Consider the following 24,572-nt stretch of genomic DNA (forward strand, 5'->3'; position numbering starts at 1 on the left):
TTATGAATTTGAAAATGATGCGTTATATTGTCGGCGCCCTGGTGCAGATAGAGGCGGCTTTATTTTTGATCCCCATATTGACGGCGGTTGTCTATCAGGAATGGGGATGTCTGCAGGTATTTGGGGCAACGGCGCTGTTTTGTCTGGCGGCAGGCCGGCTGGTGAGAGGAAAACGGCCGGAGGACGCCACGATCTTCTCTTCGGAAGGTTATACGACAGTAGCTTTGTGCTGGATCGTCATGAGTATTGTCGGAGCGATTCCCCTGTGTGTGAGCGGCGCTTATCCGAATCCCTTTGATGCGCTCTTTGAGATCGTGTCCGGCTTCACGACCACAGGCGCGACGGTGGCCACGGATGTGGAAGCGCTGCCCCGTTCTATTCTGATGTGGAGAAGTTTCTCCCACTGGATCGGCGGTATGGGGGTGCTGGTTTTTATGCTGGCGATTCTTCCTATGGGAGCGTCCGGTATGTATCTGATGAAGGCTGAAAGCCCGGGGCCGTCCGTGGGCAAACTGGTTCCGAGGGTAAGGAGTACGGCGAAGATTTTGTATGTAATCTATCTTTTTCTGACTGTGCTCCAGATGATTCTTATGATTCTGTTCGGATGCCCGGTATTCGACTCGATTAATCTTACGTTTGCCACCGCCGGCACCGGAGGTTTTTCCGTGCTCAACAGCGGATGCGCGGATTATAATACGGCAGTTCAGATTATTCTGACGGTTTTCATGATTCTTTTTGGTGTGAATTTCAACGAGTATTTCCTGATTTATTGTAAAAAATGGAAAGAAGCGGTGCATTGCGAGGAAGTCCGCGCTTACCTGGGCATTATAGCGGCGGCGGTGATCATGATCTCGTTTAATATCTGCCATATATTTGGAAATATAGGCGAGACGGTGCTTCACGCGGCCTTTCAGGTGGCGTCCATCATCACGACTACCGGTTTCGCCAGCGTGGACTTTGACCTTTGGCCGGAATTTTCCAGGGAGATCCTGCTGCTTCTGATGTTTATCGGCGCGTGCGCGGGCAGCACGGGAGGCGGCATCAAGGTATCAAGGATTGTGATTATGGCAAAGTCTGTGCTGAAAGAACTGGCTTATATCCTTCATCCCCGGAATGTGCGAAAAGTCCGTTTCGAGGGCAAAATAGTGGAACATGAGACGATGAGATCCGTTAATGTGTTTATGGTAGCTTATCTGATCATTTTCGTGACTTCTGTCCTGTTGGTATCGCTGGACAATTTCGACGGCATAACGAATTTCTCGGCAGTGGCTTCCGCATTCAATAATGTGGGACCGGGACTGAATCAGGTGGGACCCGTCCGGAATTTTTCCATCTATTCCAATCTGTCCAAGCTGGTGCTCACGTTTGATATGCTGGCAGGAAGACTGGAAATCTTTCCCATGCTGATTCTGCTTCTGAAGATCCGCGGAAGGAAGAGATGGAACTGATCCGGGAGAAATTTCTGTGTGGGCATGCTCAGATATTGATTTTCTGAAAACTTTCTTGTTAATAATTTAATTATCGGAAAATCTCTTTTCAACAACATAAAGACATGGTAGAATGAAGCAAAGAATACGGAGGAGAAGGACATTCGCCTCCGTATTCTCGTATAGAAATCATATGCATCGCATATGTCTTTAAACCATTATAAAGGAGGTAATTTATGGCAAGAAAGGAAGAGAGCAGGGCAGAGGAGCCCATGAGCGCGGTGGAACTGCTTCAGCAGAAGATCGAGGCCATGAAAGAAGCACAGAAGGTGTTTGCCACCTTCACTCAGGAGCAGGTAGACAGGATCTTTTTCGAGGCGGCGATGGCAGCCAACAAACAGCGTATTCCGCTGGCAAAGATGGCGTGCGAGGAGACCGGTATGGGCGTAGTCGAAGACAAGGTGATCAAGAATCATTACGCGGCAGAGTATATGTACAACTCCTATAAAAATGTGAAGACCTGCGGCGTGATCGAGGAAGACACTTCCTACGGCATCAAAAAGATCGCGGAACCCATGGGACTGGTTGGAGCGGTGATCCCGACCACGAATCCTACTTCCACGGCGATCTTCAAATGCCTGATCTGCCTGAAGACCAGGAACGCGATCCTGATCAGCCCCCATCCTCGCGCAAAGAAATGTACGATCGAAGCGGCAAAGGTTGTACTGGACGCCGCGGTGAAAGCCGGAGCGCCGGAAGGCGTTATCGGATGGATCGAGGAGCCTACGCTGGAGCTTTCCAATATGCTGATGAAGTCGGCGGATGTGATCCTCGCCACAGGAGGTCCCGGCATGGTCAAGGCGGCATATTCTTCGGGAAAACCCGCCATCGGCGTGGGTCCGGGCAATACGCCGGTTATCATGGACAGCAGCTGCGATATCCAGACGGCTGTGTATTCCGTGATTCATTCCAAGACATTTGACAATGGCATGATCTGTGCGTCTGAGCAGTCTGTGACCGCCCTGGCGGACATTTACGATGAGGTCAAGGCAGAGTTTGTGAAGCGCGGCTGTCATGTGCTCAGTCCGGAGGAGCTGGATAAGATGCGCAAAATACTTCTGACGGAAGCAGGCACGGTAAACGCGAAGATCGTAGGACAGAAAGCGGCCACGATCGCGGAGCTGGCAGGCTTCCAGGTGCCGCCGGAGACAAAGATTCTGATCGGCGAGGTGACGTCGGTGGATATCTCCGAGCCGTTCGCTCATGAGAAACTTTCTCCGGTACTGGCACTTTATAAAGCGCCTGATTTTGAGACGGCGCTGGATATGTCCGAGCAGCTGATCGCGGACGGAGGATACGGACATACTTCGTCGCTCTATATCCATCCGTCCCAGACCGGGAAGATGGCAATGCATGCGGCGCGCATGAAGACCTGCCGTATTCTGGTAAATACACCTTCGTCCCACGGCGGAATCGGAGATCTGTACAATTTCAAGCTGCCCCCGTCGCTGACTCTGGGCTGCGGTTCCTATGGCGGCAATTCGATCTCCGAGAACGTAAATGTGAAGCATCTGATCAATATCAAGACCGTTGCCGAAAGGAGAGAAAATATGCTCTGGTTCAAGACCCCGCCGAAGGTTTATTTCAAAAAGGGCTGCCTTCCGGTGGCGCTGGACGAGCTGAAAACATACTACAACAAAAAGAAAGCGTTTATCGTGACGGACGGTTTCCTGTTCGGCAGCGGTATGACGAAGCCGATCACGGACAAGCTGGACGAGATGGGCATTACATATGCGTGTTTCCATGAGGTCGCTCCGGATCCGACCCTGCAGACGGCACAGAAGGGCGTGGAGCAGCTCCGAGCCTTCGAGCCGGATGTGATCATCGCCCTGGGCGGCGGTTCCGCCATGGACGCTGGCAAGATCATGTGGCTCATGTATGAGCATCCGGAATGCAGGTTCGAAGATCTGGCCATGGATTTCATGGATATCCGCAAGAGAGTCTATGTATTCCCGAAGATGGGCGAGAAGGCCATGTTTGTGGCGGTGCCCACTTCCTCCGGTACCGGTTCCGAGGTGACGCCGTTCGCGATCATCACCGATGCGGAGACTGGAACCAAGTGGCCTATCGCGGATTATGAGCTGCTTCCGAATATGGCGATTATTGATACAGATTTCATGATGACGCAGCCGAAGGGCCTGACCAGCGCCTCCGGTATCGACGCGCTGACCCATGCGCTGGAGGCGTATGTGTCGATCATGGCGACGGACTTCACCGACGGACTGGCACTGATGGCGACGAAAAATATCTTTACCTATCTGCCGCGCGCATACGAGAAGGGCGCGGGCGATCCGATCGCCAGAGAGAAGATGGCCAATGCGTCCACGATGGCAGGTATGGCGTTTGCCAACGCGTTCCTGGGCGTCTGCCATTCCATGGCGCACAAACTGGGCGCTTACCATCATCTGCCCCACGGAGTGGCAAACGCGCTGCTGATCGAACTGGTGATGCGCTACAACGCGGGTCCGGCTCCGGTAAAGATGGGTACGTTCTCCCAGTATCCGTATCCGCACGCGAAGGAGAGATACTGCGAAGTGGCGAGATTCGTCGGTATTCCGGGCAAAGACGATGATGAAGTATTTGAAAACTTTATCAAGGCGATAGCGGAACTGAAAGAGAAGGTCGGCATCAAGAGAACGATCAAAGATTACGGCGTCAAGGAAGAAGATTTCCTGGCAACGCTGGATGAGATGGTGGAGAACGCTTTCAATGACCAGTGTACCGGCGCCAACCCAAGATATCCGCTGATGTCCGAGATCAAAGAGATCTATCTGAAAGCATATTACGAGGGATAACGTCCTTTCTGTAAAAGACTGCGGCGCGCAGGCGGGTACCGTCTGCGGCGCCGCATTTTTGTGTGCCCGGCGGGATCATGGAGGCAGGAGTCTGTCCGGAAACTGGTGTCAGATGCCGGGGATTCTTAAATTGACAGAAGCTGCCGCGTATAGTATACTAACTGTACTAGGACGATTAATACAGTAGAACGGAGGAATAGATATGATCCTCATAGATTATTCGGACCGGAGGCCGATCTATGAGCAGGTGACGGAAAAGATCGCGGAGCTGATCATCCGGGGCGTACTGCCGCCGGAGAGCCAGCTGCCTTCCGTGCGCAGTCTGGCCATGGATCTGTCTATCAATCCCAACACGATCCAGAGAGCGTATCAGGAACTGGAACGGAAGGGTTACACCTATTCGGTCCCGGGAAAGGGGAGCTTTGTCTCGCAGAAGACAGAATATCTGGAAGAGCAGAGGGAGAATATCCTGGAAGAACAGCGGAGGCTTGCAGAAAAGGCCATGTGTCTGGGGATGGATCCGCGGCTTCTGAAAGAAGTGATCGATCAGTGTGAAGGAGGGGAGAAGGCATGATTGAGACGACCGGGCTGGCCAAATCTTTCGGAGAGATTCTGGCAGTCAACCACATCACCACAAAGATCCGGGACGGGGCAGTCTTCGGCCTGGTGGGGACGAATGGAGCCGGAAAGAGCACGTTTCTTCGGCTTTTGTCGGGGGTGCTGCGCCCGGATGAAGGGACGGTCCTTGTGGACGGGGAGCCGGTGTACGAGAGGCCGCGGACGAAGAGCCGCATGTTCTATATATCGGATGAACAGTATTTTCTCCCGGGTGCCACGCCGCTGGAGACGGCGTCCCACTACCAGCTGTTCTATCCGGATTTTCAGATGGAACGCTGCCGGAAGCTGTTTGAGAGCTTCGGGCTGGATGAAAAGAGAAAGACCGGCACCTTTTCCAAAGGGATGAAGAAACAGGTGTCCATCATCTGCGGGATCTGCTCCGGGGCTTCCTACCTTCTGTGCGACGAGGCGTTCGACGGTCTGGATCCGGTCATGCGCCAGGCGACAAAAAGCCTTTTCGCGGGCGAGATGGAAGAGCGGAATTTTACCCCGGTCATCGCTTCCCATAATCTTCGGGAACTGGAAGATATCTGTGAGGATGTGGGACTTCTCCATGCGGGCGGCATTCTGCTGTCCGGCGAACTGGAAAACATGAAACTGAATATACACAAAGTGCAGTTTGTGCTGAAAGAAGAGGTCCCGACACAGGAACTTTTTGCGCCGCTGGAAATCCTTGCCGATGACCGCAGAGGGATGCTTCACACGGTGACGCTGAGGGGAGACCGTGAGACGGCGGAGGCGAAGATCCGCGCCGCGGAGCCGGTGTTTTATGAACTCCTGCCCCTGTCTTTGGAGGAGATCTTTATCAGTGAAACGGAGGTGGCGGGATATGACGTCCGGAAAATTATTTGTTAGGATTCTGAAGACAGACTTTAAGCAGCGGGCGTGGAGTCTTCTGCTGGGACTTATCGTATTTTTTCTGTGCCTGCCTGCCGCATACCTGCTGATGCTGGGAAGCCAGATAGGAACAGACCCGATCCGCGCCATGAGAACGGCGGAGGAGTTGTTACGCTCGAGTGGATCGCTGATGCTGCCTTTTGTTACGGTGGCGGCGGCATGTATCTGCGCGCCGGGAGGATTTGCCTATCTGCATAAAAGATCAGGTACGGACTATTATCACAGTCTGCCGGTTCGGAGAGAAACCCTGTTCGCCGCCAAATATGTGAACGGTATCCTGATCTATCTGCTTTCTTTCGGGATCAATCTGCTGCTTACGCTTCTGCTGGCCGCTGCCGGTGGCGGCGTGACCGGAGAGGTGCTGCGGGGCGCCGCGTGCATGTTTGCCGGTCATATGACGGCATATCTGATGCTGTATTCCATCGCGCTTGCGGCCACGTTCCTGACGGGGAATCTGCCGGTCAATATCCTGATGATCGGTTTCTTCTACTTATATGGTATTTTTGTACGGTTTCTGAGGGTATGCCTGATGGACTCCTTCCTGCGCACCTACGTGCATAGTTCATGGCTGGAAGATACGGGAACGATTCTGTCGCCGCTGTGCTTTTATACCGGTCTGACTGTATATGGAGAAGGATGGCCTGTGCATGTACTGACCGGTCTTCTGGTCGCCGCCGGGTTCAGCGCGCTCGCGCTGCTTTTGTACCGGGTACGTCCGTCGGAGGCTTCGGACCGGGCGCTGGCGTTTCCCTGGATGCGGCTGCCGTTCAAGTTTCTGGTGTGCGTCCCGGCGGGCCTGATGGGAGGCTGGTTCTTCTATTCCATGAGGATGAGCATGGGATGGTACCTCTTTGGAACCGTGGTGCTCTGGCTGATCTCCAGTGTCTTTATGGAGATGGTGACGGCGCTTTCCTTTCGGCAGGGGTTTGCCCACTGGAAGAGTTCTGCCCTGTGTCTGGCAGTTTCCGGATTTGTACTGCTGGTATTCGTGCAGGACCTGACGGGATATGATGCTTATCTGCCCCGGAAAGATTCTCTGGCACATATGGCGGTAAACGTAAGCATGCTGGACACAGAGCAGGACGCCTACAGCTGGGGAGAGGACGGGCTTCCGTATTATGAATCCATAAACTCTTACCGGATGAACCATATGCGTCTGACGGATCTGGACGCGGCATATGATCTGGCGGCAGAGAGCATTCAGACTCTGGAGGCGGACGACAATGAGCAGCAGATGGATGGGAGTTGGATAACGGTTTGTTTTTCCACTAAAAGCGGGCGAAAAATCTATCGGCAGTATCCGCAATGCAATGAAGAACAGGTACGCCTTTTGGCCCAGGTGTATGATTCGGAAGAATACAAGGAGGGCAGTTTCTCCATATTGACGGACGAAGAACATCTGGAATACTACAAAGGAATCCATTACCGGGATTTCCTGGGGCAGGAATACGAACAGACACTGTCCGCCCAGGATATGGAAAGAGTCTATGAAGCGTTCACCGCAGACCTCAGGGACGCGTCTCTGGCCGACAGTTTTACGCAGGAGATCGGGACCTTAAGTTTCCGGATCGAGAGAGATTCCTGGTATGGCGACTATGACAGCACGCTGGGGTCTTATCCTGTGTATGCGGACTATGAACGTACGCTGGCAGCTCTCGATGACTTGGGAATACAGACGGTGTGTGATCCGTCGACAGTGATAACAGTGGACGTGGACGATTATGACGACGAGTACAGCGGACAGGTAACGACATACACCTATACAGATCCGGAAGAGATCCGCCAGATCTTTCCCTGCCTGAGAAGCAGGCGGGCAGACTGGTATTATGATACGGACTCGCTCTATGTCTACGGGGTCAGGGCAAGGGTGACACTTGCGGGGGCGCAGAATGAGTACGATTATCAAAACTATGATCTTGCCCTTTCGGAACTCCCGGATTTTCTCCGGGAGGATCTGGGGCTGGATCAGGCGCCGTAAATCCTATCTTTTCGCAGTCGGGAGGTCCCGATGGGGAGCTGGGCGCCAGCATGCGTTATTTGTCCCAGCGGTTCGCCATGCCGTATAAGGAGTGCATGGCGGTGCTGACCGACATAGGTACTGAAGAACTGGCGCACCTGGAAATGGTCTGTACCATCGTCCATCAGCTGACACGGGGGATGAGCATGGAAGAACTGAAAGAATCCGGTATTGACGCCTACTATGTGGATCATACCGCCGGTATCTGGCCCCAGGCTGCGTCGGGGGAGCCGTTCTCCTCGTCTACGTTCCAGTCTACGGGAGATCCGATCACCGACCTCACGGAAGACCTCGCTGCGGAACAGAAAGCTCGGACGACATACGACAACCTGATCCGTCTGGTGAAAGATCCGGAGGTCCTGGATCCGCTGCGGTTCCTGCGGGCGCGGGAGATCGTGCATTTCCAGAGATTCGGTGAAGCCCTGAGACTGGTGCAGGATAAACTGGATTCCAGAAATTTCTATATCATGAACCCGGCGTTCGATACGGGTACCACAAAATCATAAAAGAAAAACGCTGCTCCATCTGCCGGGTACGGGAGAGGAGCAGCGTTTTTATCTTTACTGGAAAATGGAGTCCATACAAATCCCTGTGAAACATTGAATTCCTGCGGATGATATGATAATCTTTAGATGTTGGGAGGAAGCCGCCATATAAACGTGCAGGCGTGTCTTCCAGGCTCGCTGCCTGCGGGAATAAAATGATTTCGGAGGTGTGGTATGGCGCTTGAGAATAAATTAGGACTCACAAGTTCAGCGGATCTTGCCCGTGAGGAAGAGCGTATCAGCAAGAAAAAGGCTGCGGAACTCTTTGGAGACGGTGTGCTTGATAAGCTGGAACCCGGGAAATTTTCCTCGCTCCAGGCCATACACAAATACCTTTTTGAGGAGATTTACGACTTTGCCGGAAAAATCAGAACGGTAAATCTCGCGAAGGGTAATTTCCGTTTTGCGCCTTTAATGTATCTTGAAACAGCACTTGGAAATATTGATAAGATGCCGCAGTCCACATTTGATGAAATTGTTGAGAAATATGTAGAAATGAATATTGCCCATCCATTTCGGGAGGGAAACGGGCGAAGCATGCGTATCTGGCTGGATCTGATGTTTAAAGCTGAGCTTTATAAGGTCGTTGACTGGAGCAAGGTTGATAAAGAAGATTACCTGCTCGCCATGGAACGCAGCCCGATTAAGGACATCGAAATAAAATATCTGTTAAAGAATGCCCTGACGGATGATATTAACAGCCGCGAGGTTTATATGAAAGGCATCGACCACAGCTATTATTACGAAGGTTATACGACGTTTAAGACGGAGGAATTGTTGTGAATTTAACAGAAATGTCTTCTGACGGAAAAGTGGCATATTTGATAAAGCCGATACTAAAAGTGCTGCAGGAAGCAGGTGGCCAGCTGGAACGTTCGGAAATCAAAGAGCGAATTGCCGATTTGGATGATCAAATAGCGGAATTTTCTGAAATAGTTAAAATCTCAAAGAAAACAGGCAAGACATATAAAGAGTTCAATTTTAAGTTTAATTTTGCTATTAAAGATTTGCTCTTTAATAAATGGTCTGTACCATTGTCCATCAGCTGACACGGGGGACGAGTATGGAAGAACTGAAAGACCCCGGTGTTCGATACGGGCACCACAAAATCATAAAAGACAAAACGCTGCTCCATCTGCCGGGTACGGGAGAGGAGCAGCGTTTTTAGTAAACCTTCAGAATATTCATATCCAGCCATGCAGGACAGGGAAGGCAGCCGGGAGCCAGGGGTTCGCCGCTGCCGCAGATCTTTTTTTCTTCTTTGACAAGGATGATTCCGATGTCCGCGCAGATCAGGTGTTTCATGTATTTTCCTGCATTTTCCGATACCAGGCCGGTTTTGACGAAGCCGATGGTTACCGTGAGATCGGAGCGGACTGCCAGTTCTGCTTCACCGGTGTCGCCGTTCATGCCGCTGTTGATGTCCACGCTGATGATATAAGAACCGGAAGCATTGATCTCTTCGATGGCGCTGCGGTAATGTTCACGGAGAGCGCCGTGAAAACCGGTACCGAGCAGACAGTCCACTACCCTGTCATAGCCTTTCAGGCAGCCGGGGACAAAGGGGCAGATCGGAATTTCCGCTTCTTTGCATTTGCCGGCATAGTAGGAGCTGTCCTCTGAGAGATGGGAGCCGACGGTAAATACAGTACAGTCATACCCATGTTCTTTGAGAATACATGCCAGCGCGAAACCGTCGCCTCCGTTATTGCCGGAACCGGCCAGGATGGCCGTGTGATTCTGCCATCTTGCGGCCTGAAAGACGCCCAGGGCAGCCCGGCGCATCAGTTCCAGGCCCGGAACCAGGTGAGCGATGGTGTAAGCATCGCTTTGGCGCATATTTTCAACAGATATACAATCGATCATATCATCCTCCATTAGTATTCAGAAGAAAGGTAAAGGTGCGGTCATCAGACCGGTCCGCGTCAAAATGATAGTTCAGCCGGTCAAAAGATTTGATGGCTTCCGGATCTGTGATCTGGTTTTCTGCCATATAGCGTACCATCTCTCCGCGGGCCATCTTGCATATAGTCCCTTTTTCCACCACCTTGCCGTCCTTTTCTTCTCCAAATATGCAGGTGATGAAACGGACAGAGTCCGGCAGATATCTGGACACGCAGATGCTGTATTCTTTGGAAGCCAGATTGACGATGCAGTCCGTTTCCGCAAAGAGCGCTTCGGCAAGCCGGCTGTTCCAGTAGGCGTAAAGGTCTTTGCAGTGATCTGTTTTGAGCTTTGCCTGCATCTCCAGCCGGTACGGGGTCACGCCGTCGAAAGGCTTCAGGACGCCGTAGAATCCGGACAGGATACGCAGATGCTCCTGCACGTAAGCAAACTCCCGGTCGGTGAAGACACGGGGAGCCATATACTGATACTGGATCCCTTCATAGGACAGGATCGCAGGAGTCAGGCGGTTACGCAGATCCATGTGCTGCAGCCGGTCCATATTCAGCGACGCGATCTGATCATTGCATTTCCAGAGCTTCTTTAATTTGTCATAGGACATGTTCTGCATTCTGCTGCAGAGTTCTTCCGTACTTTCCAGAAACATGGGCAGATCTTTCCAGGCCAGATTGTCCGTGTCCACATTCATTTTCTTGGCGGGAGAAATAATGACGATCATGCTTTCTCTTCTCCGGTCAGGTATTCCAGAATCTCGGCGGCATTCGTATCCGGCTTGACTTTGGGCATGACTTTCTCAATGTTTCCCTGTTCATCGATGATATAGGTAGTCCGGACGACGCCCATACTTACCTTGCCGTACAGTTTTTTCTCCTTCCATACGTCATACGCCTGGATGGCCTGAAGCTCAGGGTCGGACAGCAGGATGAACGGCAGGTCATATTTCTGGGCGAATTTCAGATGGGAGGACACACTGTCCTTGCTGACGCCGATGACGGTCACGTCCATGGAGCGGAACCGGTCATAAGCCGCCGCAAAGGCGCATGCCTGTCTGGTACAGCCCGGAGTGTTGTCCCTGGGATAAAAATAGAGAACGACTTTCCTGCCGCGAAAATCCGACAGGCTGACGGGATTGCCGTCTTTATCGGGAAGGGTAAAATCAGGTGCTTTTGTGTTTGTTTCCAACATGTCTTCATCTCCTTACAGTATCTTAGAAATAATCTAACATAGAAGAACTGTTTTCGCAATGATATCTCTCTGGACTCGACCGGGAATACCCTTTATAATATAAACAGAATAAGGCAGGAGGAGGCCGGATTATGCAGATAAAAGAAACAGAGAAAGTGACCGCTCCCTGGAGACGTTTTTTTGCCCGTTCTTTTGATCTTTCCGTCTACAGTGTGATCTGGAATACATTTCTCACACTTGCTGTCAACCTTCATTTAGAGAGCAGGACCGGTCTTTCATGGACTCTGGCGGAACTGATCGCATCTGCGTGTCTGATGTTTCTCATGGAACCTGCCCTTCTTACTCTGACCGGAACGACTCCGGGGAAATTCCTGTTTGGAATACATGTCAGCGGGACGGACGGCGACCGGCTTCCCTACGGGATGGCTCTTGCGCGGACGTGGGGTGTTTTCGGAAAAGGGATGGGATATTTTATCCCCGGTTATCAGTTGTTCCGGCAGTACAGATCATATAAAGAATGCAAGAATGGAGAGATGCTTTACTGGGAAATGGATTCTGTTCTTTGCCTGGACAGGAGGTTCCTGCCGGCGCGGGCCGCGGTTTATCTGGCGTCTTTTGCCGTCTTTGCAGGAGTGAATTTCTGGATCAACCAGTTCGGTGCGGTTCCGGTTCATCGAGGAGACATCACAGTGGCGGAATATTGTGAGAACTTTAACCGGCTTCAGGATTATTATGGTATTAAGGCTCCGCTGAATTATCCGCAGGAAGGCGTTCTGCTGGTAATCGTGGAGGCAGGCGGACATTCCGCTGCCATGCGGCTGAAAGAGGATGGAACCTGGGAAAAGGGCGAGAGTACGATTATTCTGCCGTCCGGAGAAGAATATCCGGAGCTTCCGCTTATCCGGTTTACAGAAGAAGGGGGCGTGATGACGGGGCTTCATTTTACCATTTCCTGTCCGGATGGAAGTCAGTGGATTCCTTCTTATGGAGATCTGCTGTCTCTGTGCTCTCTTTCCTGGATCTGCGCGCAGGAAGATTACTCTGTATTCTCCATGCCGCCGTATAAAATCAGGGAAAAGGTCATGGACAGCGCGAAATTCTTTGAAAATTTTTCTATCGCTTCATCGGGCGCCGAAGTGGACTGCGAGATGGATTATGAAGGGTATTCTTATGCCTACGAATATCTGTCGGACTGGTCCGGGACCAATTTCCTCGTTCCGGATCATGGGACGGACGCCGGGTTTACGCTGAAATTTTCATTGGAAAAGGAGAAAGAATCATGTACGAACTGATACAGGTTTCAGAACACAATTATTATATTCAGTGTCCGGCGAAGATCGGACTGATAAAATTGAATGATACTGAGGTATGCCTCATTGACAGCGGAAGCGACAAGGATGCGGGAAGAAAGGTGCGCCAGATCCTGGACGCGAACGGATGGAAGCTGCGTGCGATCTACAATACGCATTCCAATGCGGACCATATCGGCGGCAACAAGTATCTGCAGGGACAGACGGGATGCAGGATCTATGCGCCCGGGATCGAATGTGATTTTACCAGTCATCCGATCCTGGAGCCGGCTTTTCTGTATGGCGGATATCCGTGCAAAGATCTCCGGCATAAGTTTCTGCTGGCTCAGGAAAGTAAGGCAGAGCCTCTGACCGGGGAAGTACTGCCGGAAGGATTCGAGCTGATTCCGCTGCCGGGACATTTCTTCGATATGGCGGGATTCCGGACGCCCGACGATGTGGTCTATCTGGCGGACTGTCTGTCCGCCAGGGAGACGCTGGATAAATATCAGATCGGATTTATCTATGATGTGGCCTCTTACCTGGAGACACTGGAAAAAGTGAAGACGATGAAAGCGAAGCTTTTTATCCCTTCTCATGCTGCTCCGGAAGAGGATATTTCAGATCTGGCTCAGTACAATATAGACAAGGTCCGGGAGATCGCCGGACGCATCCTGGAGATCTGTGCGGAACCGCTGTGCTTTGAGACGATCCTGCAGAAATTATTTACAGAGTATGGCCTGACCATGAACTTTGAACAGTATGTGCTGGTGGGCAGTACGGTCCGGTCATATCTGTCGTGGCTGAAGGATACGGGAAAGCTGAATGCCGGATTCGACGGCAATCTGCTGCTCTGGCAGCAGGCGTGAGACCTGTGCGGGGGGGAGGCTGAAAATCAGTCTTCCCCGTTTAAAATGATCTGGTCTTTGTCCACCCGGATATCGCTGGAGTAAAAGGTCCGGAGCGCCTGGATGAGATATTCGGTATCTTTGACGCCGGCCGTCTCGTAGGAAGAATGCATGGCCAGCTGGGGAAGGCCGATATCCACAGTCCGCATGGCTGCCTGCGCGATGGACAGATTGCCCAGCGTGGAACCTCCGGGGATGTCGGAGCGGTTCACGAAATCCTGGCAGGGAACGCCGGCCTTCCGGCATATGCTCCGGAAGACAGCGGCGGTGACGCCGTCGGTGGTATATTTCTGGTTGGCGCTGTGCTTGAGCACGATACCTCCGTTGATGCAGGGGCGGTTCACCGGATCGGCTTTGCCGGGATAGTTGGGATGAACCGCGTGGGCATTATCGGCGGAGATCATGAAGCTGGAGGCAAGGGCGCGCGGCAGCGCTTCCCGGTCAGCGCCCATGCTGTCGAAAATGCGCGTAAGGGTATCTTTTAAGAAGGTGGAAGAGGCTCCCTGACGGGTGAGGCTTCCTACTTCTTCGTTGTCAAAGACGCAGTGGATGCGGATCTGTCTGGTATTTTCACTCAGAAGCAGCCCTTTCATGGATGCGAAAGCGCACTGCAGGTCGTCCAGTCTGGGAGCGGACAGAAATTCTTCGGAAGCGCCCCAGACCGTGCCTTCCATCCGGTTGTAGAGGAAGAGATCCATGCCGCAGATATCCTCTTCCCTGACGCCTGCGGCGTCGGCTGCCAGTTTTTCAAATTTTCCGGCGGAATCCGGTCCGCCGAACAAGGGCAGCAGCTCTTCCTGGGGATTGTATTTGTGCCCCTCATTGGCGCTGCGGTCCATATGGATCGCCAGGCTGGGGATCATCAGGAGATCACGGTCAATATCCACCAGGCGTGTCTCAATCCTGGAACCGTTTTTCACCAGCAGACGTCCCGCCGCGGACAGGGGGCGGTCAAACCACGGAGATATAAGCATGCCTCCGTATTTTTCTACATTCAGTTTTATGTATTTTTTCTCCGCGTCTATCTCCGGATGTTCTTTGATCTTGAAAGTGGGAGAGTCGCTGTGGCTCGCCGTGACCAGGAATCCCCTCTCGCCGTGGGACGGAAAATGCTCAGGGAGTGCAAATGCGATCAGAGCGGATCCGTTCCGGGAGATCATGTATTTTCCGCCTTCTCTTAATTCCCATTTGTCTTCTTCATAAAGTTTTTCATATCCGCCGGCAGCCAGTTCCTGCTCCATGCGGCAGACGGCATGGAAAGGGCTGGGGCTCTGACGGATGAAAGAGAGAAGCTCACAGGCAGATTTATTCATAATGAAGTACCTCTTTTCTGTTAAAATATTGTTTGCTGTCCATTGTATCACATTTATGGCCCCGTATACAGCGCCATATTTCCCCTCAGGGTATCCACGCAGATGGTGAAAAATTCCCTCACCATATAATGGGGCAGGGATGCCGCGGGAAAATCAGCGGCAATTCCATATAAATGGATCTCCGTGTCCGGACCGGCGTCTTCTTTGGCGGCCCGGGAGGCCAGACAGAGAGAACGGAATACATGAAAATCGCTGGTGACGATGCCCACGGACAATTCCCCGGCGTCTGTGTCTTTCAGGAGAATAGGCAGACTGAACTGCATATTCTCCGCGGTAGTCGTAGAAGCGTCTTCGGTGAGGATGCGGTCGGAGGTTACTCCTTTTTCCAGCAGCCAGTTTTCCATGGCGAAGGCCTCGGTGACGGATGCGGAAGCATTCAGCCCGCCTGTGACCAGCACTTTGGCGTCCGGATTGTCTTCCAGACAGACCAGAGCGCGTTCCAGGCGCAGCTCCAGAGTATGGGAGGGGCGTCTGCCGTTCAGGCCGGCGCCGAGCACGACTATATAGTCCAGATTCTCCGGGGCAGTCTGCGCCATACCCCACAGCACCATTCCCTCTACCACGAGGAAGAAAGCCAGGCCGGCGGCCAGACAGCCTTTTACGGCGGCAACCAGTATGCGGGGCGTGTTCCTGATCAGCGGCAGCCTGTCCCAGAAGGCTATGAAGAGCAGCAAAAGGGACAGGAGCAGCCAGAAGGGGAGCACCGACAGGCGGAAATGATTATGGACGCCCAGCCACAGATAATATCCCAGGCTGAGGAGAGACAGCGGGATACAAATCCTTTTTTTCATATGGGATTCCCTCATCAAAAGTTTAGATATGCCCTGACTATAACATATGGACGGCCGCGGGACAACGGGGGAAGGAAAATTCTGAAAAAATGTGTTGCATTTTCGGAAAATATCAGGTATAATAATGCACGTTATCGGGGTATGGCTCAGTTTGGCTAGAGCGCACGGCTGGGGGCCGTGAGGTCGCAGGTTCGAATCCTGTTACCCCGATTCTTTCTTTGAAAATCAAGTTTTTGCAAACAGCATATCTGGCATTAACTAGAGTTACCGCTCTAGTTTTTTTGTTTTTACCACATTTTATTAACGGAATTGTTTGGTTGAAATCTGATTTTGAACATGATATTATAAATAAACGTACTATAAGGGAATTGCAGAGAAAAGCGATATAAGAAATACAAGGTAAGGAGCTGTAGACGTACGATGAAGAGACCTTTTGTAACCAAAGAACAGATTGAAGAGATCGCAAAGACTTATCCGACGCCGTTCCATATCTATGATGAAAAAGGGATCCGGGAGAATGCCAGGGCCCTGTATGAGGCGTTTTCATGGAATCCGGGATTTAAGGAATATTTTGCAGTGAAGGCCACTCCGAATCCGTTTCTGATGCAGATCCTGCATGAGTACGGCTGCGGCAGTGACTGTTCTTCCATGGCGGAACTGGTGCTGTCGGAGGCGGCAGGCATCACGGGCCGGGATATTATGTTCTCTTCCAATGATACTCCGCCGGAGGAGTTTGCCTGCTGTGAAAAGCTGGGAGGAATCATCAACCTGGATGATATCACGCATATTGAAGCAGTGGAAAGGGCGGTGGGTTATCTGCCGAAGACCATGAGCTGCCGTTATAATCCGGGAGGGGTCTTCGTCCTGAGCAACGGAATCATGGACAACCCCGGAGATTCCAAATACGGGATGACCGAGGCGCAGATCTTCGAAGCATTCCGTATTATGAAAGAAAAGGGTGTGGAGCATTTCGGCATCCATGCATTTCTGGCAAGCAACACTGTGACCAACGAATATTATCCCATGCTGGCGAAAGTGCTGTTTGAACTGGCAGTGCGGTTGGCAAAAGAGACCGGCGTACACGTGGCCTTCATCAATCTGTCCGGAGGAATCGGGATTCCTTACAGACCGGATCAGGAAGCCAATGATATCCGGGTGATCGGAGAGGGAGTCCGCAAAGTATATGAAGAAGTGCTGGTTCCGGCAGGCATGGGGGATGTGGCGCTCTATACAGAGCTGGGCCGGTTCATGCTCGGACCTTACGGCGGGCTGGTGACCCGGGCGATCAATGAGAAGCACACCTATAAAGAATACATTGGTGTGGACGCCTGTGCGGCGAATCTGATGCGTCCCGCCATCTATGGCGCTTATCATCATATTACAGTTCTGGGTAAAGAAGATGCTCTCTGCGACCATGTATACGATGTGACCGGTTCTCTCTGCGAGAACTGTGATAAGTTTGCCGTGGACCGGAAACTTCCGAAGATCGATATGGGAGATTATCTTTTCATCCATGACGCGGGAGCGCACGGACATTCTATGGGGTATAACTACAACGGAAAACTTCGGTCGGCGGAACTGCTGCTGAAAGAAGACGGATCTGTGCAGATGATCCGCAGAGCGGAGACAATGAACGATTATTTTGCCACGCTGGATTGTTTTGAGATCGGGAAAAAGCTGATTCATCGATGAAAATGACAGGGGAATACTGCCGGACATCGCATCCTGTCCGGCAGTTAAAATTTTCTTGCATTTTAAGAAAACCTATGATACACTATCATAGTTGATACGCAGGAGTGGCGGAATGGCAGACGCATCAGACTCAAAATCTGACGTAGGTGACTATGTGTGGGTTCAAGTCCCATCTCCTGCACTTGTGCAAAAAGCCTTCCTGGATAGCAGGAAGGCTTTTTTGCACCAAAAAAGAAAAGGGGTGAAAAGATGAGTATACGAAAGAGAATTGCAAAGGGCGTCATGGCGCTGCTTCCGACGGGAGTGTTTCTGACTGTACAGTATGCATTTATTATCTTTGTGATGGTTCTGGTGACGGCTTTCATCGCCATTGGCAGCCCGGGTATGGACGCAGGCGCGCTGGGACAGAGCGCTTCAGAGCTTCTGCTCGGCTCCGTGATGGATATTCAGGTCATCGCGCAGTTTTTGACTCTGCTTGTCACGGCTCCGTGGTTCTTTTTCGCGTTTGTCTATAAAAAAAGGAAGATCAGGATACTCCGGGTATTTCGTCCGGACAGACTGGCAGGCATGGTGATTCTGAGCGTTGGATTTTACCTGGTAATCAACTGTTATATGGCGGTATTTGAGTGGGCGCTGCCCGGAGTGATGGCGGATTATCTGGAACTGGTGGAAGAAAGCGGGATAGCCGGGCTGACGCTGATGTCCACCATTGCCACGCTGGTACTGGCGCCGTTAGGAGAGGAGATCGTCTATCGGGGGCTTACGCTGGGATATCTGGGGCAGACCGGCATGCCTTTCTGGGCGGCAAATATCCTGCAGGCGGCGGCTTTCGGTTTGGTGCATATGAACTGGGTGCAGGGCGGATACGCATTCCTTCTGGGAATCCTGCTGGGATATGCATATCGGAAGTCCGGTACTCTGGCGGCCCCGATTATCCTGCATATGCTTTTTAATTTCTGCGGAACCTATCTGGCGGGGGCGCTGGATGCTTTGCCGGGCGGCGTGTGGTGGACCGGCATACTTTTGATTGTCATGATTTTGTGCACGGCGGCAGGACTCTGGCTGACTTTCCGGGGCCCGGAATGGGGAAATGGACAGGAGTGACGATATGAACTGCAAAGAGGTGCAGCGGCAGCTTGTGCCGTATATTAACGGAGAACTGCAGGAAAAGGCAGAAGAAGAATTCGTCCGGCATGTCCGTCACTGCCCGGACTGTTATGAAGAACTGGAGGTATATGCCACTGTCTTCGCCGGCATCCGTCAGCTGGACGGAGCGGAGGAAAAGATCGATTACAGGACGCTGGTGGAGGATACGCTGGAGAATTCCGAGGAAGATGCGAAGGACGAGCGGTTTTTTGCTCTGTATTCCTTCCTTTTGAAGACGGCGGCTACGGCGAGCCTTTTCTATATGATTGTGAGGTTGTTTTTCTGATGAGCGAAAAGATTGTGCTGATAGATGGACACAGTATTATCAACCGGGCGTTTTACGGGATCCCGGATCTTACGAATGAGGAGGGACTGCATACCAACGGAATTTATGGGTTCCTGAATATTATGTTCCGGATTCTGGACGAGGAGCATCCGGATTATCTGGCGGTGGCGTTCGACTTGAAAGCGCCCACGTTCCGTCACCAGATGTATGAAGCGTACAAGGGAACCAGAAAGCCTATGCCGGAAGAGCTGCGGGAGCAGGTTCCGGTGCTGAAGGAGCTGTTGCGGGCCATGGGGATCCCTCTGCTGATGCAGGAAGGATATGAGGCGGACGATCTTCTGGGGACGGTAGCCAGAAAGAGCGAGGCCAAAGGCATGGACGCGGTCATTGTTTCGGGAGACCGGGATTTGCTTCAGATCGCCACAGACCGGATACTGATCCGTATCCCGAAGACGAAGCGGGGAACCACGGAGATTGAGAATTATCATACACAGGATGTACTTGATGCCTACAAAGTGTCTCCTTTGCAGATCATAGAACTGAAGGCTCTGATGGGAGATTCATCGGATAATATTCCCGGAGTGCCGGGCATCGGAGAGAAGACGGCCACGAATCTGATCGTGACCTACGGCAGTGTGGAGAATGCGTATGCCCATGTGGAGGAAGTCAGACCGAACCGCGCGAAGGAAGCGCTGAAGACGCATTATGATATGGCGGTAATGAGCAGAAAACTCGCCACGATCTGTGTGGATGCCCCGGTGGAGATGGACTGGGAGCAGGCGCGGCTTGGAGATCTGTATACGCCGGAAGCATACGAGTGGTGCAAAAAACTTAACTTCAAAAAATTGCTGCAGCGTTTTGAAACGACAGACCTGGATATTCCGGAAACGGAAAAGGTATCGGATCTTGGCAGAGCGGAAGAGATCTTCCGGATGGCTTCAGAAAAAGACAGACTTGCGTTCGAGATCTGCCGGAATGAAAACGGTATGGGCGTATCGCTGGCATTCTCGGAAAAAGAAGCCTGTTACCTGTCCGCGGAAGGTTTTATGACAGAAGAATATCTGTTGGACAAGCTTTCGGAGATGATCGATAAAGTGCCTCTTTGCGGGACTTCCGATGTGAAAAAGCTCATGAACGATATCCATGTGGAAAAAAGAGAGCATCTGTTCGATGTGGAGATCGCGGCATATCTGGTCAATCCTCTGATTGGAAACTATGCTCACGAGGATCTGGGGAAACCCCATGCGGCCGGAACGACTTTCCGGAAGATGCTTTCTCTGATGGAAAAGCTTTCGGAGGCAGACATGAAAAAACTGTTCGACGAGATAGAGATGCCGCTGGTGTTTACTCTGCATGATATGGAGAAAGCGGGTATGCGTGTCAACGCAGAAGAACTTCATGCCTACGGGGAGGCTCTGACAGGGCGGATCGGGGAACTGGAAAGCCAGATCCATCAGGCCGCGGGGGAAGCGTTTAATATTCATTCTCCCAAGCAGATGGGAGTGATCCTTTTTGAAAAGCTGGGGCTGCCCGGAGGGAAGAAGACCAAGACCGGTTATTCTACTTCGGCAGAGGTGTTGGAGAAGCTGGCTCCGGATTATCCTATCGTGAAAGATATCCTGGAATACCGGCAGCTTACAAAGCTCAAATCTACCTATGCGGATGGTCTTGCTTCCTGTATCGCGGAGGACGGGAGGATTCACAGCAGTTTTAATCAGACCATCACCGCTACGGGACGGATCAGCAGCACGGAGCCTAACCTTCAGAATATCCCGGTTCGGATGGAGCTGGGGCGCCTGATCCGCAAGGTGTTTATTCCTGAAGACGGATATATATTCGTGGACGCGGATTACTCCCAGATCGAGCTGAGGGTGCTGGCGCATATGTCCGGAGACGAGAAGCTGATCGAGGCATACCGGCAGGCGGAGGATATCCATCGGATTACTGCTTCCCAGGTGTTTCATGTGCCGCTGGAGGAGGTAACCCCGCAGCAGAGACGGAATGCAAAGGCGGTGAACTTTGGGATCGTATACGGGATCAGTTCTTTCGGACTGAGCCAGGATCTGGATATATCGCCCAAAGAGGCCAGGGAGTATATTGACCGTTACTTTGAAACCTATCCGGGTATTAAAGGATTTCTGGACGGACTGGTGGCGGAAGCAAAAGAGAAAGGCTATGCCACGACCATGTTCGGCAGACGCCGTCCGGTACCGGAGCTGAAATCGTCCAATTTTATGCAGCGCTCCTTTGGGGAACGTGTGGCGATGAATTCGCCGATTCAGGGTACGGCTGCGGATATTATCAAAATCGCCATGGTGCGTGTGCATGACCGGCTGCAAAGAGAGGGCTTCCATTCCCGGCTGATCCTGCAGGTACACGACGAGCTTCTGATCGAAGCGCGAGAGGATGAAGCGGACCGGGTGGAAGAGCTTCTGCGCAGGGAAATGCAGCAGGCGGCAGAATTAAAGGTGCCTCTGGAGATCGATCTTCATCGGGGCAATAACTGGTATGAGGCGAAATAAATGAAAATAATCGGAATAACCGGAGGCGTAGGATCCGGAAAAAGTATGGTACTGGAGTATCTCCATGAGCGGTACGGGGTGCCGGTGATCCAGGCTGATCTGGTGGGACATGAGGTCATGGAGCCGGGATTTCCGGCGTATGACCGGATTTGCAGCGAGTTTGGAGACGGCATTCTGGATGCGGACGGCAGGATTGACCGGAAGAAGTTGGGAGGGATCGTATTTGCTGATCAGGCTCGGCTTCAGATTCTCAACAGTATCATACATCCGGAAGTGAAAACGGAGATTTTAAGAAGACTCCGGACGTATGAAGAAGAAGGATACGTTTATGCGGCTGTGGAGGCCGCCCTTTTTCTGGAAGAAAATTATGGTGCGTTTTGTGACGAAACATGGTATATTGATACCAGTGAGGAGATCCGCCGGAAGCGGCTGAAGGAAAGCCGGGGCTATACGGACGGGCGGATCGATCAGATCCTGCGGGCCCAGCTTGGCAGGGAAGAATACCTGGCCAGATGCCAGGTGGTTATAGAGAATAACGGTACGGCCCGGGAGCTTAAGGACCGGATCGACAAAAGGATGAGACAGTAGATGAGATTGTGCAGTATTGCCAGCGGGAGCAGCGGAAATTGTATTTACACAGGAAGTGACAGCACCCATCTTCTGGTAGACGCCGGGATCAGCGCCAAAAAGATCGAGGCGGGTCTTAGGGAGATCGAACTGGAAGGAAAAGATATTCAGGGACTTCTGATCACGCACGAGCATTCGGATCATGTGAAAGGAGTCGGGATTCTTGCAAGAAGGTACGGGATGCCGATCTACGGGACAGCGGGTACCATCGGTCAGATGAAGGCCATGTCGGGACTGGGATCTATCGATGAAAGTCTGTATCATGTGGTTCGTGCGGACGAGCCTTTTACTATCGGGGATGTGGAAATCGAACCTTTTGCTATTTCTCATGACGCGGCGGAGCCGGTGGCCTATCGTTTCCGCTGCGGGGAGAAGAGTGCGGCGGTTGCCACGGATATGGGAATTTATAATGATTACATAGTAGAACATCTCCAGAATCTGGATGTACTGTTGGTGGAAGCCAATCACGATATCCAGATGCTTCAGGTAGGGCCGTATCCTTATCCGCTGAAACGCAGGATTCTGGGAGAACGGGGGCATCTGTCCAATGAGAGCGCGGGGCAGCTTCTGTGCCGGGTGCTTCATGACAACATGAAAAAAATATATCTGGGACATTTGAGCAAGGAGAACAATTATGCCGAACTGGCATATGAGACGGTAAAGCTGGAGATCCAGCTGGATCCGGTGAAGTATATGCCGGGGGATTTTGACATTCAGGTGGCGAAGAGAGACTGTGTCTCCGGCGTATGTGAATTTTAATGTAAAGAAGTCGAGGAGGACAAGAGAGTGAAAAGATTTATTATTACAGTAGTCGGACATGACGCGGTGGGGATTATTGCCAAAGTCTGCACCTACCTGGCGGAACATCAGGTGAACATCCTGGACATTTCGCAGACAATTGTAAACGGGTACTTCAACATGATGATGATCGTGGACGCGGTCAAGGTGACGGACGTGACGCAGATGTCCGGTGAACTGGCAAAACTGGGAGAAGAGATCGGAGTGGTAATCCACTGCCAGCATGAGGATATTTTCAATATGATGCACAGAATCTGAGCGCCGCGTTTTCGCGTATGGCAGCAGTCTGGAAAAATACAGGACAGGAGCGTATATTCATGATCAATATTAACGAGGTGCTGGAGACAAATAAAATGATCGAGCAGGAAAACCTGGACGTGCGTACGATCACGCTGGGAATCAGTCTGCTGGATTGCATTGATTCGGACCTGGAAAAACTGAAAGTCAACATTTATGACAAGATCACCGGAACAGCAAAGGATCTGGTGGCGGTGGGGAAAGCTATTGAAGAACAGTATGGAATTCCCATCGTGAATAAAAGAATCTCGGTGACGCCCGTCTCGCTTGTGGGCAGCGCGGCATGCCGTACGCCGGAAGATTATGTGGAGATTGCCAGGGTGCTGGACCAGGCTGCCGAGACTGTAGGAGTAAATTTTCTGGGCGGTTTTTCCGCGCTGGTTTCCAAGGGAATGACAGCCAGCGACCGGCTGCTGATGCAGGCGATCCCTCAGGCGCTGGCCCGGACGGAGAGAGTATGCAGTTCGGTCAATGTGGGTTCCACGAAGACGGGGATCGACATGGACGCGGTGAAGATGATGGGAGAAGTCATCAAAAAAACTGCGGAACTGACGAAAGAAAAAGATTCTCTGGGATGTGCGAAACTGGTAATCTTCTGCAACGCGCCGGATGACAATCCTTTTATGGCGGGCGCTTTTCACGGAGTGACGGAGGCGGACGCGGTGATCAATGTGGGCGTCAGCGGTCCCGGAGTGGTGAAGACGGCGCTTTCCAAAGTGCGCGGAGAGAGTTTTGAAGTGTTGTGCGAGACGATCAAAAAGACTGCCTTCAAAGTGACCAGAGTGGGACAGCTGGTGGCGAAAGAGGCATCCAGAAGGATGGGGATTCCGTTTGGTATCGTGGATCTTTCCCTGGCGCCTACGCCGGCCATCGGGGACAGCGTGGCGGATATTCTGCAGGAAATCGGCGTGGAGTACGCCGGTGCGCCCGGCACGACGGCTGCGCTGGCTCTGCTGAATGATCAGGTGAAGAAGGGCGGTGTTATGGCGTCCTCCTATGTGGGCGGTTTAAGCGGAGCGTTCATCCCGGTCAGCGAAGATCAGGGAATGATCGACGCGGTGAAAGCCGGCGCGCTGACACTGGAGAAGCTGGAAGCCATGACTTGTGTCTGCTCTGTGGGCCTGGATATGATCGCGATTCCCGGAAATACTCCCGCGTCGACGATCTCCGGTATCATTGCGGATGAGATGGCTATCGGCATGGTGAATCAGAAGACGACTGCCGTGCGTCTGATCCCGGTGGTAGGAAAAGGCGTAGGCGAAATCGTGGAGTTTGGCGGCCTTTTGGGATATGCTCCCATTATGCCGGTAAACCAGTACTCCTGTGAAGCGTTTGTCAACCGGGGAGGAAGGATTCCCGCACCGATCCACAGCTTTAAGAATTAAGGGGAACGT

The 24,572-nt window shown here is 52.1% G+C and carries 22 protein-coding genes, 2 tRNA genes and 1 pseudogene; 20 read left to right on the top strand and 5 right to left on the bottom strand.

The genetic code is table 11. From position 1 onward, the window contains the following. The first annotated feature begins 2 nt into the window (after positions 1-2). The 8 genes and pseudogenes from B5F29_RS14965 to B5F29_RS15000 all read left to right on the top strand — a co-directional run bounded on the left by B5F29_RS14965 (position 3) and on the right by B5F29_RS15000 (position 9,408). Positions 3-1,448, top strand: a complete 1,446-nt coding sequence (locus B5F29_RS14965; protein ID WP_087155405.1) for a TrkH family potassium uptake protein — start codon at positions 3-5, stop codon at positions 1,446-1,448. A 215-nt stretch (positions 1,449-1,663) separates the two neighbouring features. After that, entirely contained in the window at positions 1,664-4,282 is a 2,619-nt protein-coding gene (gene adhE / locus B5F29_RS14970; RefSeq protein WP_087155406.1) for a bifunctional acetaldehyde-CoA/alcohol dehydrogenase, read from the top strand. Between the two features lie 202 nt (positions 4,283-4,484). Next, positions 4,485-4,856, top strand: coding sequence for a GntR family transcriptional regulator (locus tag B5F29_RS14975; RefSeq protein ID WP_087155407.1), 372 nt, complete (start codon positions 4,485-4,487; stop codon positions 4,854-4,856). Further along, positions 4,853-5,755 (top strand): ABC transporter ATP-binding protein, encoded by a 903-nt coding sequence (locus B5F29_RS14980; protein ID WP_087155408.1) that lies wholly within the window; start codon positions 4,853-4,855, stop codon positions 5,753-5,755. The genes B5F29_RS14975 and B5F29_RS14980 overlap by 4 nt, the downstream gene beginning before the upstream one ends. Next, positions 5,709-7,775: a DUF6449 domain-containing protein gene (locus B5F29_RS14985; RefSeq protein WP_162608449.1), complete on the top strand. Its 2,067-nt coding sequence runs from the start codon at positions 5,709-5,711 to the stop codon at positions 7,773-7,775. Before B5F29_RS14980 ends, B5F29_RS14985 begins: the two co-directional genes overlap by 47 nt. A gap of 5 nt (positions 7,776-7,780) precedes the next feature. Next, positions 7,781-8,320: pseudogene (locus B5F29_RS14990) on the top strand (manganese catalase family protein); the annotation flags it as partial. 213 nt (positions 8,321-8,533) lie between these two features. Further along, positions 8,534-9,142, top strand: coding sequence for a protein adenylyltransferase Fic (gene fic / locus B5F29_RS14995; protein ID WP_087155411.1), 609 nt, complete (start codon positions 8,534-8,536; stop codon positions 9,140-9,142). Continuing rightward, complete coding sequence (locus B5F29_RS15000) at positions 9,139-9,408, top strand: winged helix-turn-helix domain-containing protein (RefSeq protein WP_087155412.1); 270 nt, start codon at positions 9,139-9,141, stop codon at positions 9,406-9,408. The genes fic and B5F29_RS15000 overlap by 4 nt, the downstream gene beginning before the upstream one ends. Before the next feature lie 115 nt (positions 9,409-9,523). On the opposite strand, the gene B5F29_RS15005 is transcribed toward B5F29_RS15000, so the two are convergent. From B5F29_RS15005 to bcp, 3 genes are read right to left on the bottom strand one after another with little or no spacing between them, the layout of a single operon-like run. After that, the gene (locus tag B5F29_RS15005) at positions 9,524-10,225 is read right to left on the bottom strand and encodes an NAD(P)H-hydrate epimerase (protein WP_162608450.1); all 702 of its coding nucleotides are present in this window, start codon (positions 10,223-10,225) and stop codon (positions 9,524-9,526) included. A 1-nt stretch (position 10,226) separates the two neighbouring features. Beyond that, positions 10,227-10,982 carry a peroxide stress protein YaaA gene (yaaA, locus tag B5F29_RS15010; protein WP_087155414.1) on the bottom strand — a complete coding sequence of 252 codons (756 nt, stop codon included), beginning with the start codon at positions 10,980-10,982 and terminating at the stop codon, positions 10,227-10,229. After that, positions 10,979-11,449, bottom strand: coding sequence for a thioredoxin-dependent thiol peroxidase (bcp, locus tag B5F29_RS15015; protein ID WP_087155415.1), 471 nt, complete (start codon positions 11,447-11,449; stop codon positions 10,979-10,981). Before bcp ends, yaaA begins: the two co-directional genes overlap by 4 nt. A 131-nt stretch (positions 11,450-11,580) precedes the next feature. Between bcp and B5F29_RS15020 the strand changes: the two genes are divergently transcribed. Together B5F29_RS15020 and B5F29_RS15025 are read left to right on the top strand one after the other, a co-directional pair. After that, on the top strand, positions 11,581-12,741 hold the full coding sequence (locus tag B5F29_RS15020) for an RDD family protein (RefSeq protein WP_087155416.1): 1,161 nt from the start codon (positions 11,581-11,583) through the stop codon (positions 12,739-12,741). Then, entirely contained in the window at positions 12,729-13,607 is an 879-nt protein-coding gene (locus B5F29_RS15025; protein ID WP_087155417.1) for an MBL fold metallo-hydrolase, read from the top strand. Before B5F29_RS15020 ends, B5F29_RS15025 begins: the two co-directional genes overlap by 13 nt. A 26-nt stretch (positions 13,608-13,633) precedes the next feature. Here B5F29_RS15025 and B5F29_RS15030 read toward each other — a convergent pair whose 3' ends face one another. After that, positions 13,634-14,959 carry a M18 family aminopeptidase gene (locus tag B5F29_RS15030; RefSeq protein WP_087155418.1) on the bottom strand — a complete coding sequence of 442 codons (1,326 nt, stop codon included), beginning with the start codon at positions 14,957-14,959 and terminating at the stop codon, positions 13,634-13,636. Positions 14,960-15,012: 53 nt separating this feature from the next. After that, positions 15,013-15,810, bottom strand: a complete 798-nt coding sequence (locus B5F29_RS15035) for a YdcF family protein (RefSeq protein ID WP_162608451.1) — start codon at positions 15,808-15,810, stop codon at positions 15,013-15,015. A gap of 135 nt (positions 15,811-15,945) precedes the next feature. On the opposite strand from B5F29_RS15035, the gene B5F29_RS15040 reads away from it, so the two are divergent. From B5F29_RS15040 to B5F29_RS15085, 10 genes are all read left to right on the top strand, one after another. Next, positions 15,946-16,020: transfer RNA gene (locus B5F29_RS15040), tRNA-Pro, on the top strand. Positions 16,021-16,230: 210 nt separating this feature from the next. After that, on the top strand, positions 16,231-17,502 hold the full coding sequence (locus B5F29_RS15045; protein WP_087155420.1) for a diaminopimelate decarboxylase: 1,272 nt from the start codon (positions 16,231-16,233) through the stop codon (positions 17,500-17,502). A gap of 98 nt (positions 17,503-17,600) precedes the next feature. After that, positions 17,601-17,683, top strand: a tRNA-Leu gene (locus B5F29_RS15050). A 68-nt stretch (positions 17,684-17,751) separates the two neighbouring features. After that, positions 17,752-18,606 carry a CPBP family intramembrane glutamic endopeptidase gene (locus B5F29_RS15055; protein WP_087155421.1) on the top strand — a complete coding sequence of 285 codons (855 nt, stop codon included), beginning with the start codon at positions 17,752-17,754 and terminating at the stop codon, positions 18,604-18,606. Between the two features lie 4 nt (positions 18,607-18,610). Beyond that, the gene (locus B5F29_RS15060; protein WP_162608452.1) at positions 18,611-18,934 is read left to right on the top strand and encodes an anti-sigma factor family protein; all 324 of its coding nucleotides are present in this window, start codon (positions 18,611-18,613) and stop codon (positions 18,932-18,934) included. Further along, complete coding sequence (gene polA / locus B5F29_RS15065; protein ID WP_087155423.1) at positions 18,934-21,456, top strand: DNA polymerase I; 2,523 nt, start codon at positions 18,934-18,936, stop codon at positions 21,454-21,456. The genes B5F29_RS15060 and polA overlap by 1 nt, the downstream gene beginning before the upstream one ends. Then, the gene (coaE, locus tag B5F29_RS15070) at positions 21,457-22,044 is read left to right on the top strand and encodes a dephospho-CoA kinase (protein WP_087155424.1); all 588 of its coding nucleotides are present in this window, start codon (positions 21,457-21,459) and stop codon (positions 22,042-22,044) included. Beyond that, the gene (locus tag B5F29_RS15075) at positions 22,045-22,842 is read left to right on the top strand and encodes an MBL fold metallo-hydrolase (RefSeq protein WP_087155425.1); all 798 of its coding nucleotides are present in this window, start codon (positions 22,045-22,047) and stop codon (positions 22,840-22,842) included. It begins immediately after the preceding gene. 27 nt (positions 22,843-22,869) lie between these two features. Then, a complete protein-coding gene (locus B5F29_RS15080) occupies positions 22,870-23,139 on the top strand; it encodes an ACT domain-containing protein (RefSeq protein ID WP_087155426.1) in 270 nt (89 codons plus the stop codon). A gap of 59 nt (positions 23,140-23,198) precedes the next feature. Beyond that, entirely contained in the window at positions 23,199-24,563 is a 1,365-nt protein-coding gene (locus B5F29_RS15085; protein WP_087155427.1) for a PFL family protein, read from the top strand. The last annotated feature ends 9 nt before the right edge of the window (positions 24,564-24,572 follow it).

It is taken from the genome of Lachnoclostridium sp. An196, assembly GCF_002160135.1.
GTDB lineage: Bacteria > Bacillota > Clostridia > Lachnospirales > Lachnospiraceae > Hominiventricola > Hominiventricola avistercoris.